This window comes from Microbacterium sp. NPDC079356 (assembly GCF_049545465.1).
In the GTDB taxonomy this organism is placed as follows: domain Bacteria; phylum Actinomycetota; class Actinomycetes; order Actinomycetales; family Microbacteriaceae; genus Microbacterium; species Microbacterium gawkjiense.
The window spans coordinates 157,260-172,902 of sequence record NZ_JBMWDN010000005.1; the positions used below are offsets into that span (position 1 = coordinate 157,260).

Here is a 15,643-nt window from a genome sequence, read left to right on the forward strand (position 1 = left end):
GATGGCACTGTTCGGGACGGACGGTGTGCGGGGCCTCGCAAACGGCCCCCTCACCGCCGATCTCGCGCTCACCCTGGCCCAGGCGACCGCGGTCGTCCTGGGCCAGGGTCGTATCGCCGAAGCCCGCCGCCGCAGCGGACGCCGCCTCACCGCCGTCGTCGCACGCGACCCGCGGGTCTCGGGTCACTTCCTCAGTGCAGCCGTCGCCGCAGGACTCGCATCCTCCGGCGTCGACGTGCTCGATGCCGGCGTCCTGCCGACCCCGGCCGCCGCGTTCCTCGTGGGCGACATCGACGCCGACTTCGGCGTCATGATCTCGGCGTCGCACAACCCGGCACCCGACAACGGCATCAAGATCTTCGCCCGTGGCGGCGTCAAGCTCCCCGACGTGGTCGAGCAGCGCATCGAAGAAGCGATGGCCGGGCCCAAGCTCGCGCCCACCGGGGGAGCCGTCGGCCGCATCAGCCGCTTCGCCGACGCCGAAGACCGCTACGTCGTGCACCTCCTCGCATCCCTGCGCACCAGCCTGCGCGGCCTGCACGTCGTGCTCGACTGCGCCAACGGTGCCGCATCCGGCGTGTCACCCGAGACGTTCCGGGATGCCGGAGCGAAAGTCACCGTCATCGGCGCCGACCCCGACGGCCTCAACATCAACGAACGCGTCGGCTCCACCCACCTCGACGTGCTCACCGCCGAAGTCCTCCGCACCGGCGCCGACCTCGGCATCGCGCACGACGGCGACGCCGACCGCTGCCTCGCCGTCGACGCCGACGGTCGGATCATCGACGGCGACCAGATCATGGCGATCCTGGCCGTCTCGATGAAGGAGCGCGGCCTGCTGCAGGACGACACGCTCGTCGCGACCGTGATGAGCAATCTCGGACTCCACCGCGCGATGGCGGCCCACGGCATCCACCTCGAAACGACCGCCGTCGGCGATCGCTACGTCCTCGAGCGCATGAACGAAGGCGGCTTCTCGCTCGGCGGCGAGCAGAGCGGACACGTCATCATGAGCGACTACGCCACCACCGGCGACGGGCTGCTCACCGGCCTGCACCTCGCCGCAGAGGTCGCCCGTCAGCGCAAGCCGCTGTCGGAGCTCGCGAAGGTGATGACCGTGTTCCCGCAGGTGCTCATCAACGTGACGGGCGTCGAGCGGTCGCGGGCGACCGACCCCGACGTGGTCTCGGCCGTCGCGGAGGCAGAAGCCGAGCTCGGCGACGCGGGGCGCGTGCTGTTGCGGCCCTCGGGCACCGAGCCGCTCGTGCGCGTCATGGTCGAGGCAGCGTCGGAAGCCGACGCGCAGCGAGTCGCGGAGCAGCTTGCGGAGGTCGTGCGGGGCTGAGGCTGGTGTGCCCGCCGAGATCAGGGGGCGCGCGGCATTCCCGGCTTCTGGGCATGCCTCATCGTCGCCGCTTTCGTCATCGCCCCGATCACGACCGCACTCGTCACGGGACGCAGCTACCTCGACGTCATCTCGTTCGAGAACGTGAAGCACGTGCTGCAGAACGCGGGGCTGCGGATCTTCGACCACAGCATCGCCGGCACGCCCCTGAACGTGCCGCATCCGGGCTACTGGAACGGATCGCTCATGTCCGGGGCGCTGTCGATCCTGCTGACCCTGCCGCTCGCTGCGGCCAGCTGGTTCCTGCTCGAACGCCACGCGATGAAGCTGCGACCCGAGCGGCGCGTGCAGCGGAACGTGCAGACGGAGGCTGTGGCGGGGTAGGCGCCGGGTGCGGTGGTCTCGCGAGAAGGCGAGACGCTCGGATCAGCGGATCGCCTCGCCGCAACCGCATCGGCCGTCGCCGTGTGCGGCGATGTCCCGGAGCGCGGCCAGCACCGCGGCGTGCAACTCCTCCGGCGTCCATTCGGCGAGAGGGCGCGTTTGCACCCGCGCACCGACGATCCCGCAGGCCGAGCGCGGGATATTGCGCGTCTCATCGCCGATGTGCCCCACCCACCACGGGAAGACGGCGAGGTCGTTGCCGGACACCCGGAACCGCGCCACGCCCTCGCATCCTCACCGGCCAACTCGATCGCGAACGACTTGTGCTGTCGCCGCTCGCGGGTGACCACCGCGTTCGCAGGGCCTGCACGACGGTGGGCCAGTCGGTTATCCACAGATCGGGGAACACGTGTACGAATGTCGGAGGGGTGTGGCATCGTACAGATATGCCATTCGGGACGATGCTGCAAGAGAGTGTCGAGGGCCTCACCGCCCTCGATGCGCTCGACGTCGACACGTCTGACCTGGCGGCATCCGTCGGTCGTCTCGATGACGACACGGTGAGGACGCTCATCGCCCGCGCGGGGCGGGTGGCCCGTGAAATCGGTGTGCTGCAGGCGGTGCTCGCCGGTGTCGCGGCGCAGCGATCGAGCCGCGAGCGGGGCAGCGGTGGGCTCAGCGCCGAGACCGGGCATCGCACGCCGGTCGAGATGATCCAGGCGACCACCGGCATCACGCGCGCCGAGGCGACGCGCGCCGTGCGAGTGGGTGAGGCGCTGATGGGCGCGGGGGATGCCGGGTGGCACGGCGCGCTCGATCGACTCCTCTACGACGGGGCGCTGTCGTCGGCGCAGTACGGGGCGATCCTGACCGGGCTCGGCGATCCGCCGACGCCGGGAGCTGCGGCCGTGTGGGCCAGGGGAGCCGAACGGCTCGCCGGCGAGGCCGACCAGTGGTCGGTGGAACAACTCACCGCGCAGGCGCGCACACTGCGCGACATGCTCGACCCCGCCGGAGCCGAAGAGCGGTTCGCGCGGCGCTTCGAGCGCAGGGCGTTCCGGCTCTGGACCGACGGCGACGGGTTCTCCCGAGGATCGATGGTCTTCGACGACGAGATGGGGCCGTGGATGCGGAGCGTCCTCGACGCCGCCCTCCGCCCCCGCCGCGGCGGGCCCAGGTTCATGACCGACGCCGAACGCGCCGAGGCCGCCGCGCTCGTCGACGACGCGCGATCGAACGAACAGCTCTCGTACGACGTGCTCGTCGACGTCCTGCGCGCGGGCGCGCTCGCCACCGCGAAAGACGTGTTCGGAGCGCGTGAGCCCGGCGTGCGCGTCATCGTCACCGAGGCGCCCCGCGACGGCCTCGGGCGTCACGGAGCGACCGGGATCGTCGAGGACGGCGGCTCAGCCCTGCCCGGCTCGGTCGTCGACCGCGCGCACTGCACCGGCGGCCGCATCCGCATCGAGGTGGATGCCGCCGGCGCACCCCTCGCCGTCGGACGTGACGAGCGCCTGTTCACCCGCGCGCAGCGGGTCGCGCTCGCCGCCCGCGACGGGGGATGCCTCTGGCCCGGGTGCGAACGACCGCCGTCGTACTGCGAAGCGCACCACAGCGTGCCGTGGTCCGAGGGTGGGAGGACCGACACCGACGAGGGCGTGCTGCTCTGCCGGTTCCATCACCTGCTCCTGCACAACAACGGGTGGCGCATCGAGCGGGTCGAGGCCGGGTTCGTGCTGCACGCTCCGCTCGGCAGCGGGCGGGAGCCCGTGCCGCTCCGGTCGAAATCGCCGCTGCGGTGGCTGTGGGATCCGCCGCCCGACCGCGCGGGATGGCGCACCGCCGGGGTGCGGGCGCGGGCGTCGTGAGGTGCGTGTCGCGGCGCGCAGGTGCGGCGCGGGTTACGACCAGGTGTGGACCGGCTCGTTCGTGTGCATCGCTTCGCGGTACTCCAGAAGGGTGGCGCGCAGGGCGTCGGCACGTTCCATGCCGGTGCGGGCCCGCATCCGCTTCGCGAACCACTCCGCACCGTTCGTCTTCGTCGCGCAGCGCCCCTCGATGATCCCGAGATACCGGTCGCGCTCCGCAGTCGACACGCCCCACGCGTCCAGGCCCTGGGCGGCGAGCGGCAGCAGCGTGTCGCGCACCAACTCGGTCGCCGGCACGTGGCCCACACCCGGCCACGACAGCCGCGCGTCGATGCCGTCGCGCGCCGCCGAGAGGAAGCTCTCGCGCGCCGTCGCGAACGGCATCCGCGACCACACCGGCCGCTCATCCTCCGCGAGCGAACGCACCAGACCGAAGTAGAACGCCGCGTTCGCGACCGTGTCCGCCACCGTCGGCCCCGCCGCAAGGATCCGGTTCTCGACGCGAAGATGCGGCATCCCGTCGGCCACGTCGTACACCGGACGGTTCCACCGGTACACCGTCCCGTTGTGCAGCTTCAGCTCCGCCAGCGACGGCACCCCGCCCGCCTCGAGCACCTCCAGCGGATCCTCATCGTCGACGATCGGCAGCAGCGCAGGGAAATACCGCACGTTCTCCTCGAACAGATCGAACACCGACGTGATCCAGCGCTCGCCGAACCACACCCGCGGACGCACCCCCTGCGCCTTCAACTCCTCGCTGCGCGTGTCGGTCGCCTGCTCGAACAGCGGGATGCGGGACTCCCGCCACAGCTCCCGCCCCAGCAGGTACGGCGAGTTCGCGGCCACCGCCAGCTGCGCCCCCGCGATCGCCTGCGACGCGTTCCAATACGCCGCGAACTGCGCCGGCGACGTCTGCACATGGAACTGCGTGCTCGTGCACGCCGCCTCCGGCACGATCGAGTCGGCCGTCGTCTCGAGCCGCTCCGGCCCCGCGATCGAGATCGCCAGATCCTCGCCGCGCGCATCGAGCACCTGCTCGTTCAACAGGTCGTACCGCGAATCCGCGCTCAACGTGCTCCGGCTCAGATGCCGCTCCGCCAACGTGGGAAGGATGCCGATCATCACCAGATGCGCACCCAGGTCCTCCGACCGCGCCTCGGCCTCGTTCAGCCGCTCGCGCAAACCCTCCTCGAACGTCGTCAGCCCGCCCTCGCGCAGCTTCGCCGGCGGGACGTTGATCTCCACGTTGAAACGCCCCAGCTCCGTCACGAACGCCGGGTCCGCGATCGCCCGCAGCACCTGCTCGTTCCGCATCGCCGGGTCACCGACGGCGTCGACGAGGTTCAACTCGAGTTCGAGACCCGTCATCGGGTCATCCGTGTCGAAGCGCGCCTCGCGCAGCATCCGCTCGAACACGTCGAGGTTGCGACGGATCTTCTCGCGATGAAGGGTGCGGTCCGCACCCGTGATCTCCTGGCTCTCGACTTCTTCTCCCACCCCGCCACGATAGGTCGCGACACCGCCGCCCGCCGGGGCGTTGACAACCCGCGCCCCGTCGACCATGACGCGGTAACCCATCACGCCGCGAATAGCCAGGGGTTGGCTCGCATCCGGCCCCTGCCTAGCGTGGGTGGTCCCGGAACGCGCCGCTTCCGGAAAGATCGACGGAAGGACCAGATCATGGGACTCGACGACAAGATCAAGAACGCCGCACAGGACCTCACCGGCAAGGGCAAGGAAGCTGCCGGCAAGGCGAGCGACAACGAGCGCCTCGAAGCCGAAGGCCACCAGGACCAGACCGAGGCCAACCTCAAGAAGGCCGGCGAGAACGTGAAGGACGCGTTCAAGTAAGCCCCCACCGAACGCCCGGGCTCGCCACGGACCCGGGCGTTCGGCATCCCACCCCGCATCCGACGACTCACAGGCGGATGCCGGGGCCCGCCACACCCGTTCACGTACACTTCACTCGACGTTCTCCCCGACGCGACGCGTGATCTCCCCCCCCTCCACGGCCGTCGGCGGGCGTCCCGGGAGATCCATGAAACGGCTGACATCGCTCGACGGTCTGCGCGGACTCGCCGCGCTCATCGTCCTCGTGCACCACATCATGCTGACGTTCCCGCTGTTCGCGGAGCCCTATCTCAAGGGCCGCGCCGAGAACGGCCTTCCCGAGCTGCTCGCCTACAGCCCGCTGCACATCTTCTGGGACGGCGCGGGCGCGGTCTTCATCTTCTTCGTCCTGAGCGGTGTCGTGCTCACGCTGCCCGTGCTCAAGCAGGGCCGCGACTTCTCATGGGTCGGCTACTACCCGCAGCGACTCCTGCGCCTCTACCTGCCGGTGTGGGCGGCGATCATCGTCTACCTGGGCTGGGTGCTGATCATCCCGCGCGACCGCGGCATGGAGAGCGCCTGGCTCGACATCACGAGCAAGCCCGTCAGCCCCGAAGCGATCTGGGGCGACGCGACCCTGCTGTTCGGCACCGGTGACCTCGTCAGCCCGCTCTGGTCGCTGCAGTGGGAGATCGCGTTCTCGTTCCTGCTGCCCGTGTTCGTCTTCCTCGGCGTCCGGTTCGCCCGGTACAACTGGATCCTCGCGATCGCCGCCGTCGTCGGCATCGGCGTCTCGGCAACCCTCGGCAACCGTGCGCTCGTGTACCTGCCGATGTTCCTCATCGGCGTCGTCATCGCCACCTGGCTGCCGACCATCCGCGCGTGGAAGCCGAGCCGCGGCACGCAGGCGCTGCTCCTCCTCGCCGCACCCATCCTGCTCGTCTCGCCGTGGCTCATCCGCCCGTTCGAGTCGCTCCGCTTCCTCGTGAAGCCGTTCGACGCGGTCACCACCATCGGCGCCGTCGTCGCCGTGATCGCCGCGATCGTCGTCCCGATCTTCCGCCGCTTCCTCGAGAGCCGCGTCATGCAGTGGTTCGGGCTCATCTCGTTCAGCCTGTACCTCGTGCACGAGCCCGTCGTGATCTCGATGGCGCACCTGTTCGGCGACCAGAACCTGCGCATCGCCGCCCTCGTCAGCGCCGTCCTGTCGATCCCGCTGTCGTGGGTGTTCTTCAAGATCGTCGAGATCCCGAGCCACAAGCTGTCGCGTCGCGTCGGCGACTTCGTCCGTGCGCGCACGAAGAAGCGGCCGCAGCCGCACGCGCCCATCGCGCCCGACGTCCACGCGCACCGCGCCTGACCCCTCGCTAGACTGACGCCGGGCCGACCCGGGCCCGCTGGGGAAAGACGCAATATGGCCGGGGGAGATCCCGCACCCGTCGCTCGGCGACGCATCGGTCTCGGCGCTCACGTGTGGTGGGATGCCGTGACCAGCGGTGCCTTCTTCTCGCCCGCGGCGCTGTGGATCAGCATCCTCATCGCGGTCACGGTCCTCGCCCCGTTCCAGCACATCGACGAGGGCGCCGGGGTGGCCCACGTCGTGTCCGTCGGATTCCTGGGGTGGGCGGCGCTCGCGGTGCTGCTCGTCCCGGTCGCGCTCGCCGAGCGGCGACTGCGCCGCGCGTCGCACCGCGGCATCCTCGTCCTCACCGCGGTCGCGGTGGCCGCCGGCATCCGCCCGTTCGTCAACGAAGCCATCTACGTCGGGCTGTACGACGGGGTGCCCGACTTCGACGGGATCGGCGCGCGCATCGGGTCGAACGTGTTCGTCTGGCTCGCCGGCCTGTCGATCATCGCGATGACGGTGCGGTCGATCGAGCTCACCCGCGGTTCGCGCCGGCGACTCACCGAGGCGATCGCCGCGCTCACCGCCGGCCGCCGGCGTCTCGCCCGGTTCGAATCCGAGAACCGTGCCGAGCTCGCCCCGCTCGTCTCGCGACTGCGTCGCCGCCGCGACGAGATGCTCGCGGGCACGATCGACTTCGCCGCGGCCCGCGCATACTCCGAGGAGGTGCGCACCGCCAGCCACCGTCTCGAGGAACGCGCCGGGCTCGACCTGCGCGCCGTCGAGGGCGGCACCGGTGAGCACGCCATCGAGCCGCCGTCCCGGTCTGCGTTGACGATGCTCCGCCCCGCGCCGTACCTGCTCACCGGCTTCGTCTTCCTCGTCGGCGCCGTGCCGTACGCGTATGAGTCGAACGGACCGTGGGCGGCGCTCGCCGCGATCCTCGCCGGAGCGCCGGTGACCCTCGCGGCCGACGCCGTCATCCGGTGGCTCGCCCCCGGCAAGGCCCCCGCACGACGCGGACGGATCCTCGTCGGCGTGTGGCTCGCAGCCGGCATCGCGATGACCGCGGTCGCGTGGGTCATCCTCGGACCGGCCGATCCGACCCGCTTCGTGCCCCTCATCTCGCTGCCGCTCGTCGCGCTCGCGCTCGCCGCGTGCACCGACGCGATCGCCCGCGCCGCCGACAGCGCCCATCGCCTCGAAGCGGTGCTGAGCCTCGTCGCCCGCACCCTGACCGCGAAGACCGCGTCGGCCCGCCGCCCGCTGCGGAACGCGGCGCACGTGCTGCACGGGCGGGTGCAGGGACGGTGTGTGCTGCTCGCCGCGGCCGCCGACGAGTGGGAGCTCACGCCCGACGACATCGAGACGTTCCGGCGGGAGACGGATGCCGCCTTCGACTCGATACTCGCGTTCATCGCCGAGACGGATTCGGCCGCGCTCGAGGGAACCCTGCAGGGGGCGCACGAGGACCTCTTCGAGCTCGTCGCGACGTGGCGGACGGTGCTCGGGGTGTCGAGCGAGATCTCGCCCGAGGCGGTCGACGCGCTGCAGGACCCGGCGCTGTCACGCCGCGTCGCGACCGTCGTGAATGAGGGGTTCGTCAACGCGATCAAGCACTCCGAGGCGAAGGAGGTGTGGCTGTCGATCGACGTCGTCGACGGTGCGCTGCTCGTCCGCACGTGGTCGCGCGGAGTGCTCGACCGTCTCCCCGCGGGAGGCCCCGAGCTGCGCGGCATCGTCGTGCTCGGCGTCGGGTCGCGCATCTACCAGCGCGACGACGTCGTCGTGCTCGAGGTGCCGGTGCCGCTCAGCCCTGAGCTCGTCGTCGCGGCCGCGCCGATTCGGCGGCCGTGGTGGACGCCGCGGGCGTCGCGCGTCGGCTGAGGATCAGTACTCGGGGATCAGTACTCGAGCAGCGCCGCGACGACCAGCGCGAGCGCGCCGAGCGCGACCACGACCAGCACGGCATACGCCCACCGGGGCAGCCCCGGCGGCTTCGGAGCAGACCGTTTGCGACGACGACGGGTCGACGAGCGAGCTGACATAACGGGACCCTGCGGGTTGGGGGCGGGTGTCGCCGCGTTGCCGCGTTCACGGATGCAATGGATGCCGGGCGACACGCGGCATCCTGCGGTCGGGGGTCGGCGTGTCGGGGTGGATCTGTTGCATCCGCGAACGTCACGGCGAACGCGGGCGACGCGACCGGCCGACCTCAGCGCGCGGCAAGCATGAGGTCGGCGGTCCGCAGCGACAGGGCCATCTGCGTCAGTGCCGGGTTCGCGGTCAAGGCGCTCGGGAACGTCGAGTTGTCGCAGATCCAGAGGTTGTCGACCTCATGGGAACGACCGGATGCGTCGACGACGCCGTCCTCGGGATCGTCGCTCATGCGCGCGGTCCCGAGCGTGTGGCACGAGCGCTGCGTGACCCGCGTGCTGCGCGCCCCCGCCGCCCGCAAAATTCCCTCCATGACGGCCACGCCGTGCCGGTCGATGGCCCGCTCGTTCTCTCCCTGTGAGAACGAGATCTCGGCGCGCGGCATCCCGTCCTCGGCGAGTTCGTCGCTCAGCGTCAGCGCGTTGCGGTCGTCGGGCAGGCACTCGCCGTTCATGCCGACACCCGCGCTGTACGGGTACTCGTCGACCGCCGTCATGAGCTCGTCGCCCCACAGCCCCGCGCCGCGCACGAGCTGCGTGCCGAAGTTCAGCGGCATCACGCCGAGGCTCTGCAGCAGGTACCCGCCCACGAAGTCGGCATCCGCGGGGCGCACGAAGTCCTCGCTGATGATCGACGACGGGTAGCCCCGGTATGCGCGGATCGGCTCGTCGAACCGGCCCCACACCTGCACGCCGCCGTGCGCCATGAACCCCCGCCCCACGACGCCGTTCGCGTTGCCGACCCCGGTGTGCAGCAGCAGCCGCGGCGTCTCCACGCCGCCCGCCGCCAGCACGAGCGCGGCGCACCGCTGCCGCCGCTCGACCCCGTCCGAGCGGTACACGACCGCGGTCACCCGGCCGGCGGCATCCCGTTCGATCCCGTGGACGAATGCGTCCGGGCGCACCTCGGCACCGGCCGCCACCGCGGCGGGCAGGTACGTGTTCGCGGTCGTCGCCTTCGCGCCGAACCGGTCGCCCTGGTGGATGTCGCCGTTGTCGAGCGTCGCCGACCGCACGCCGAAATGCGGCTGATCGCGGTCGTGCGTGAGGATCGCCGCCGGGCCGTCGGTCGCGGTGATGCCGAGTGCGTCGCAGCCGCGGATCATCACGTCGGACGACCCGTTGCGGCGCACCGGGGGATAGGCGTACCGGCGCGACGGATCCCACGGGTAATGCTCGGGGCCGCTCACCCCGATGTCGAACTCCACCCGCTCGATGTAGCGGATCAGCTCGGCGTGATCGATCGGCCAGTCCCGGCCCTCGCCGGTCTCCGAGCGCAGCCGCAGGTCGCGGGCATCGGGCCGCGGCGTGAACGCACCCCAGTGCAGCGTGCTGCCGCCGACCCCGTAGCCGCTGTTGTTCGGTCCGAACGCCGTCGGGTCGGCGCCGCCGCTCAGCCGGTCCGACATCCAGTTGATCTTGGTGGACTCCAGCTCGTCGGGCGTGAACTCGGCGGGCGCGAAGTCCGGCCCCGCCTCGAGCGCCACGACCCGCAGCCCCGCCTGCGCCAGCCGTGCGAGCAGCGGAGCACCGCCGGCGCCCGTGCCCACCACGACCACGTCGACGACCTCGTCGGTGTCGAATCGCTGCATGCCGGGGGCGTCGGTCACCCGGCGACGATCGCCGCTCATGCCGCCCCCTCCCCGAGCTCGGCCGCTTCCCACGACTCGCGTCTCCCGGCGGAGATCTCCGACCACCCCACGGGTCGCGGACCCGTCCCGCCGACCGCGAACGCGTCGAACCCGATCCGTGCGAGCGACGCGGGGTGCGACAGCCACATCCGCAGCATGTCGTTGCGCGCATCCTCGAACCACGAGCGGATGCCGTCGGCCCCCAGACCCGCCGCGGGCATCCCGTCGGTCATGAGCCGAGTGATCAACGCGCGCTGCTCGGCGGCGTCGCTCGGCCACACCTCGGCGATCGCGTCGAGCCCGAGCGCGTACGCGACGGTGTCGACGGGGGATCCGGCCGGCCGCCACCCGTCGCCGCCGCCGTCGGCGAGCATGTCGTCGATCCGCGCGGCCAGGTCGACGGCGGCGCCGTGCTGCGGCACGATCCGTGCGGCCAGCTCGCGCAGGGTCCCGACCTGCGCGTCGGTGAGGGCGCGTGGCACGCGACGCGGGTCATCCGCGATCGCGCGGTGCGCGAGCGTCCGCCGCACCGCGACGTCGACCCGCGACGACGCGATCACCCGACCCCACTCCGCGAGGACCGTCGGCGCCGTCGTGCGGATCGCGTCCCAGAGCTCGGCGAGCACGGCGGCGACCCGCTCGGGAGCCTCGTACGGCAGCAGGTGGCCGACCCCCGGCATCCGCTCGACCCGCGCCCGAGGGTAGACATCGGCGATCAGCCCGGGCTGCGCGTCGGCGCCGAGCGCGTCGTCCTCCGTCCCCGCCAGCACGACCACGGGCAGATCCAGCACGCCCACGAGTCCGGTCGCGTCCTCGAGGCTTCCCGCGGTGAGCCAGTCGCGCCAAGCGGATGCCGGCTGTCGCACGACCGCGTCGACGGCGGCCTCGTGCACCTCGGGGGCGAGCGAGGCGGCGACGTTCGCGGCGACGAAGGCCGCGGCATCCTCGCGCGAGAGGTGAGCGCCATGCGCCGTCGCGAGCATCTCGGCGCGCTTGTCGTCGGGCATCGGCTCGGGCGTCGGGGGAGAGGGGGCGAGCAGCACGGCGCCCGCGAGCCCGAACACCGGCTCGGTGCCCGCGAGCACGCGGGCCATCACCCGCGCGGCGACCTTGCCGCCGAGGCTGTGCCCGCACACCAGGAACGGGCCGCCGTCGGACGCGGCCGCGATCCGCTCGAGCGCCGTGTCGGCCAGGTCGTCCACCGACGCCGCCCGTCCGCGATCCAGCAGGTCGATCCCGACGATGCGCAGACGCGGGTCGGCGGCGGCGATGATCGCGTCGGCAGCGGCGGCATCCAACCCCAACCCGGGCAGGAAGAAGACGGTGCACTCGGGGGAGGGGAAGGGGGCGCTCGACACGGCCTCACTCTAGGAACGGCGCCCACCTCGGCAGAACGCTTGCGCCCGGGGCGGGCACCTGCGATCATCCCGGCGCCCCCGCCACCCCCCGCTTACACCAGAAGCCGTCGCTGGCAAGGGGGCGAACGGATGCCGCATCCCGACCTACGGTGGCGCGATGACCGATCAGTACACGTTCGACAATCCCGTCACCCGGTACCCGCGTGTCGAGCCGCCCCTGCAGCACCAGCCCGAGCCGGGCGTGCAGGCGCGGATGACGCCGGTCCCCGACCTCGGCGAGTCGACGTACCGCGGTTCGGAGCGGCTGCGCGGGCGCCGGGCGCTCGTCACGGGCGGCGACTCAGGCATCGGCGCGGCGGCGGCGATCGCGTTCGCGCGCGAGGGCGCCGACGTCGTCATCGTGCACCTGCCCGACGAGCAGGAGGATGCCGATCACGTCCTGCAGGTCATCGCCGACGCGGGCGTCCGCGGTCACGCGATCGTCGCCGACATCAGCGACCGCGCGCAGTGCCGTGAACTCGTGGCCGAGGCCGCGGAGTTCCTCGGCGGCATCGACATCCTCGTCAGCAACGCGGGCAAGCAGGTCGCGGTCGAGCGCGTCGAGGACCTCTCCGACGAGCAATTCAGCGAGACGTTCGCGACCAACGTCTTCGCCTTCTTCTGGATCGTGAAGGCCGCCCTCGTCCACATGCCTCCCGGGGCATCCATCATCAGCACTGCCTCGCTCGAGGCCTACAAGCCCGCGCCCGACCGCCTCGACTACGCCGCGACGAAGGCCGCGGTCAACAACCTGTCGAAGGGTCTCGCACAGCAGTTGGCGCCCCGCGGCATCCGGGTCAACGTCGTCGCCCCCGGTCCGGTCTGGACGGCGCTGCAGGTCAGCGACGGCGTCTCGGACGAGCAGATGCGCGCGTTCGACGAGGAGAACGAGTACAAGCGCGCCGGACAGCCTGCCGAGGTCGCACCGGCCTTCGTGTTCCTCGCGTCGGCGGAGTCCAGCTACGTCTCGGGCGAGACCCTCAACGTCAACGGCGGCATGGTCACGCCCTGACCGTCAGACGCCCGGCGCGTTCCAATCCGGGGCTAGCGGCTGACCGAGAGCGAGAGTTTCGGCTTCGCGGGCGGCTGCGGCGCGCTGAGGATCACGCCGACGTCGACGCGTGCCCCGTTGGTCAGGTTGGCGACACCCCACTCGGAACCGCGGCATGTGATGCGTGCCGACGACGAACCGGCCCCTGCGACGGTGCACGACATGCCCCACGCGTTGTCGATCGCGCTGGCCCCCGGCGACGCCCAGGAGGCCGTCCACGACCGCACCTTGCCCGTCGACGGTGCGGTCAGTGAGAGCCCGACCTGGTACTTGCCCTGCCACGCGCTCGTGACGGTCAGCGTCGCCGACACCCCGTTCGACGACGCGCTCGACGTCCCGCCGACGACGGGGGGCTGCGACGGCTGCGGCTGCGAGGGCTGGCTCGGCTGCGGCTGCTGGCTCGGTACCGGCGGCGCCGGGTACGGCACCTTCTTCGGCGTCAGGATCGGCTTCAGCGCCGCGAGCTTCGTCTTCTCGCGGGTGTACCAGTCGTCCTTCAGCAGGCCGCCGGTGTCACCGCTGTTCGGGTTGAACGACCAGTACCCCCAGCTCATGCGCCGATCCTTCAGATAGGCGACGAGCTTCTTCATCCACGCTTTGTCGGACGCGCTCTGCAGCTTCGTCCCGAACTCGCCGACGAAGACCGGAGCGATGTTCTTCCGCGAGATGTAGCCCCACTGCTTGTCCCACACCGAGGTGAGGTTGGCGGGGTAGTTCTTCGCGGAGAACCAGGTCTGATCGAACACCGAGGCGGGGTACTCGTGCGGCGAGTAGACGACCCGGTTCTTCACCTTCAAGGTGACCGGCTTCGTCTTCACGCCGGTCAGGTTGCCGCCCCACCAGGAGTTGCTGCCGTCGGCGCCGTACTGGACGCCCTCGACGATCATGAGCAGCTTCGGGTTGACGGCGTGGATCGCGTCACCCGCCCGCATCGCCGCGGCGCGCCAGTCGCGCGACCGCACGCCGCACCCCCAGCAGGCGTTCCCGCTCGGCTCGTTGTGCAGATCGAACCCGAAGACGGTCGGCTCGCCCTTGTAGCGCTTCGCGAGCGCCTTCCAGTCCGAGATCCATTTCGCTTCGGAGTAGCGCGCCGTGTACCAGAGCGCGGACTGCGCGTCCGAGCCCGGGCGGTGCCGGTCGAGGATCACGCGCAGCTTGTACTTGCGCGCCGTCGCGACGACGGCATCCAATACCGTCAGCGTCGAGGCGCCCGCGAGCTTCGGGTTGAGGGCCGTGTTCACCGACCCGACGGACTTCTTCGCCAGGCACTCGTTCGAGAACGGCACGCGGACGGTGTTGAACCCCATGCCGGCGATCTGCGCCATGCCCTGATCGAGCGAGATCGACCACAGTCCGTGGGGCGCGCAGGTCTCGGTCTCCATGCCGAACCACGACGTCGCGCGGATCGTGAACGTCTTGCCGGTCGAGACGTACTGGATCTTGTTGCCGTTGGTCTTCAGCCACGACAGGGGGGCCGTCGCGGCATCCGCCGTCGTCGGTGTCGCGGCGATGCCGAGGGATGCCGCGAGCACGAGCGCGGTCGCGACCGCGAGCACGCGTCGGAACATGGAAAACCCCCGTCGAGAGCGGCAGAATCGCCGCGTCGGAACACCGGATCTCAGGGTACGGCACGCGGACCCGCACGCGCGCGCGTAAGGGGCGACGGCGGCACGGCTAGAGTTGCCGCAATGTCCCCCGACGAGACGCCGACGACGAACGATTCGTTGTACCGCGAGATCCCCCGTGCCGAATGGGCGCGGATGGCCGCCGGCATGGAGCAGCCCCTCACCGAGACCGAGGTCGTGCAGCTGCGCGGCATCGGCGACCGCCTCGACATCACCGAGGTGCGCGAGGTCTACCTGCCGCTGAGCCGGCTGCTGTCCCTGTACGCCTCGGCGACCAAACGGCTCGGCGCCGACACGGCGGAGTTCGTCGGCGAGAACGACGCCACGACGCCGTTCATCGTCGCGGTGGCGGGATCGGTCGCGGTCGGCAAGTCGACGGTCGCCCGACTGCTCCGCGAGCTGATGAGCCGCTGGCCGGGTACCCCGCGGGTCGAGCTGGTCACGACCGACGGCTTCCTCTACCCCAACGCCGAGCTCGAACGCCGCGGGATCATGGACCGCAAAGGCTTCCCCGAGTCGTACGACCGCCGCGCGCTCGTCGAGTTCCTGCTCGCGGTGAAGTCCGGCGAGGTAGAGGTGAAGGCGCCCTACTACTCGCACATGCGGTACGACATCATCCCCGACGCCCATGTCACCGTGCGTCGACCCGACGTCATCATCGTCGAGGGGCTGAACGTCCTCGCCTCGGCGCCGAACCCGCACGACATCGCCGTCAGCGAGCTGTTCGACTTCTCCATCTACGTCGACGCCGACCACGACCACATCGCGCAGTGGTACGTGAACCGCTTCCTCGCCCTCCGCGAAGCGGCGTTCTCGAACCCGCACTCGTTCTTCAAGGTCTTCGCCGACATCCCCGACGACGAGGCCGTGACACGCGCGCTCGGATACTGGAACGAGATCAACCTCCCCAACCTGGTCGAGAACGTCGAGCCCACCCGCCACCGTGCGAGGCTCATCCTCCGCAAGGCCGCGGACCACACCGTCGAGACGGTGCGCCTGCGCAAGCTCTGA

Annotated in this window: 14 protein-coding genes; 8 read left to right on the forward strand and 6 right to left on the reverse strand. The window is 71.1% G+C overall.

Going from position 1 to position 15,643, the window contains the following annotated elements; all coding sequences use genetic code 11:
- Position 1: 1 nt before the first annotated feature.
- Both glmM and ACPEH0_RS12415 read left to right on the forward strand, forming a co-directional pair.
- Positions 2–1,345 (forward strand): phosphoglucosamine mutase, encoded by a 1,344-nt coding sequence (glmM, locus tag ACPEH0_RS12410; protein WP_366214296.1) that lies wholly within the window; start codon positions 2–4, stop codon positions 1,343–1,345.
- Between the two features lie 144 nt (positions 1,346–1,489).
- Complete coding sequence (locus tag ACPEH0_RS12415; protein ID WP_423719476.1) at positions 1,490–1,729, forward strand: hypothetical protein; 240 nt, start codon at positions 1,490–1,492, stop codon at positions 1,727–1,729.
- Between the two features lie 42 nt (positions 1,730–1,771).
- Here ACPEH0_RS12415 and ACPEH0_RS12420 read toward each other — a convergent pair whose 3' ends face one another.
- The gene (locus ACPEH0_RS12420) at positions 1,772–2,011 is read right to left on the reverse strand and encodes a hypothetical protein (protein WP_366214298.1); all 240 of its coding nucleotides are present in this window, start codon (positions 2,009–2,011) and stop codon (positions 1,772–1,774) included.
- A 179-nt stretch (positions 2,012–2,190) separates the two neighbouring features.
- Here ACPEH0_RS12420 and ACPEH0_RS12425 point away from each other — a divergent pair, with 179 nt between their 5' ends.
- Positions 2,191–3,597: an HNH endonuclease signature motif containing protein gene (locus ACPEH0_RS12425; RefSeq protein WP_366214299.1), complete on the forward strand. Its 1,407-nt coding sequence runs from the start codon at positions 2,191–2,193 to the stop codon at positions 3,595–3,597.
- A gap of 33 nt (positions 3,598–3,630) precedes the next feature.
- Here the strand turns inward: ACPEH0_RS12425 and ACPEH0_RS12430 are convergent, their stop codons facing one another.
- Positions 3,631–5,094 carry a glutamate--cysteine ligase gene (locus tag ACPEH0_RS12430; RefSeq protein WP_366214300.1) on the reverse strand — a complete coding sequence of 488 codons (1,464 nt, stop codon included), beginning with the start codon at positions 5,092–5,094 and terminating at the stop codon, positions 3,631–3,633.
- A 183-nt stretch (positions 5,095–5,277) separates the two neighbouring features.
- Between ACPEH0_RS12430 and ACPEH0_RS12435 the strand changes: the two genes are divergently transcribed.
- The 3 genes from ACPEH0_RS12435 to ACPEH0_RS12445 all read left to right on the forward strand — a co-directional run bounded on the left by ACPEH0_RS12435 (position 5,278) and on the right by ACPEH0_RS12445 (position 8,659).
- A complete protein-coding gene (locus ACPEH0_RS12435) occupies positions 5,278–5,448 on the forward strand; it encodes a CsbD family protein (RefSeq protein ID WP_064003284.1) in 171 nt (56 codons plus the stop codon).
- A gap of 187 nt (positions 5,449–5,635) precedes the next feature.
- Entirely contained in the window at positions 5,636–6,787 is a 1,152-nt protein-coding gene (locus ACPEH0_RS12440) for an acyltransferase family protein (protein WP_253035339.1), read from the forward strand.
- 54 nt (positions 6,788–6,841) lie between these two features.
- Entirely contained in the window at positions 6,842–8,659 is a 1,818-nt protein-coding gene (locus tag ACPEH0_RS12445) for a hypothetical protein (protein WP_366214301.1), read from the forward strand.
- Between the two features lie 17 nt (positions 8,660–8,676).
- Here the strand turns inward: ACPEH0_RS12445 and ACPEH0_RS12450 are convergent, their stop codons facing one another.
- From ACPEH0_RS12450 to ACPEH0_RS12460, 3 genes are all read right to left on the reverse strand, one after another.
- Positions 8,677–8,820: a hypothetical protein gene (locus ACPEH0_RS12450; RefSeq protein ID WP_197471646.1), complete on the reverse strand. Its 144-nt coding sequence runs from the start codon at positions 8,818–8,820 to the stop codon at positions 8,677–8,679.
- Between the two features lie 167 nt (positions 8,821–8,987).
- Entirely contained in the window at positions 8,988–10,559 is a 1,572-nt protein-coding gene (locus ACPEH0_RS12455) for a GMC family oxidoreductase (RefSeq protein WP_366214302.1), read from the reverse strand.
- Entirely contained in the window at positions 10,556–11,917 is a 1,362-nt protein-coding gene (locus ACPEH0_RS12460) for an alpha/beta fold hydrolase (protein WP_366214303.1), read from the reverse strand. Before ACPEH0_RS12460 ends, ACPEH0_RS12455 begins: the two co-directional genes overlap by 4 nt.
- Before the next feature lie 157 nt (positions 11,918–12,074).
- Between ACPEH0_RS12460 and ACPEH0_RS12465 the strand changes: the two genes are divergently transcribed.
- A complete protein-coding gene (locus ACPEH0_RS12465) occupies positions 12,075–12,968 on the forward strand; it encodes an SDR family oxidoreductase (RefSeq protein WP_366214304.1) in 894 nt (297 codons plus the stop codon).
- 32 nt (positions 12,969–13,000) lie between these two features.
- Here ACPEH0_RS12465 and ACPEH0_RS12470 read toward each other — a convergent pair whose 3' ends face one another.
- Positions 13,001–14,575 carry a cellulase family glycosylhydrolase gene (locus ACPEH0_RS12470; RefSeq protein ID WP_366214305.1) on the reverse strand — a complete coding sequence of 525 codons (1,575 nt, stop codon included), beginning with the start codon at positions 14,573–14,575 and terminating at the stop codon, positions 13,001–13,003.
- A 120-nt stretch (positions 14,576–14,695) separates the two neighbouring features.
- Here ACPEH0_RS12470 and coaA point away from each other — a divergent pair, with 120 nt between their 5' ends.
- Positions 14,696–15,643 (forward strand): type I pantothenate kinase, encoded by a 948-nt coding sequence (coaA, locus tag ACPEH0_RS12475; RefSeq protein ID WP_366214306.1) that lies wholly within the window; start codon positions 14,696–14,698, stop codon positions 15,641–15,643.

Coding starts and splice junctions, on each gene's coding strand:
- ACPEH0_RS12425 (WP_366214299.1), top strand. CDS start 2,191: ATGCTGCAAGAGAGTGTCGAGGGCCTCACCGCCCTCGATGCGCTCGAC.
- ACPEH0_RS12455 (WP_366214302.1), bottom strand. CDS start 10,559: ATGAGCGGCGATCGTCGCCGGGTGACCGACGCCCCCGGCATGCAGCGA.
- ACPEH0_RS12440 (WP_253035339.1), top strand. CDS start 5,636: ATGAAACGGCTGACATCGCTCGACGGTCTGCGCGGACTCGCCGCGCTC.
- glmM (WP_366214296.1), top strand. CDS start 2: ATGGCACTGTTCGGGACGGACGGTGTGCGGGGCCTCGCAAACGGCCCC.
- ACPEH0_RS12465 (WP_366214304.1), top strand. CDS start 12,075: ATGACCGATCAGTACACGTTCGACAATCCCGTCACCCGGTACCCGCGT.
- ACPEH0_RS12435 (WP_064003284.1), top strand. CDS start 5,278: ATGGGACTCGACGACAAGATCAAGAACGCCGCACAGGACCTCACCGGC.
- ACPEH0_RS12450 (WP_197471646.1), bottom strand. CDS start 8,820: ATGTCAGCTCGCTCGTCGACCCGTCGTCGTCGCAAACGGTCTGCTCCG.
- ACPEH0_RS12445 (WP_366214301.1), top strand. CDS start 6,842: ATGGCCGGGGGAGATCCCGCACCCGTCGCTCGGCGACGCATCGGTCTC.
- ACPEH0_RS12470 (WP_366214305.1), bottom strand. CDS start 14,575: ATGTTCCGACGCGTGCTCGCGGTCGCGACCGCGCTCGTGCTCGCGGCA.
- coaA (WP_366214306.1), top strand. CDS start 14,696: ATGTCCCCCGACGAGACGCCGACGACGAACGATTCGTTGTACCGCGAG.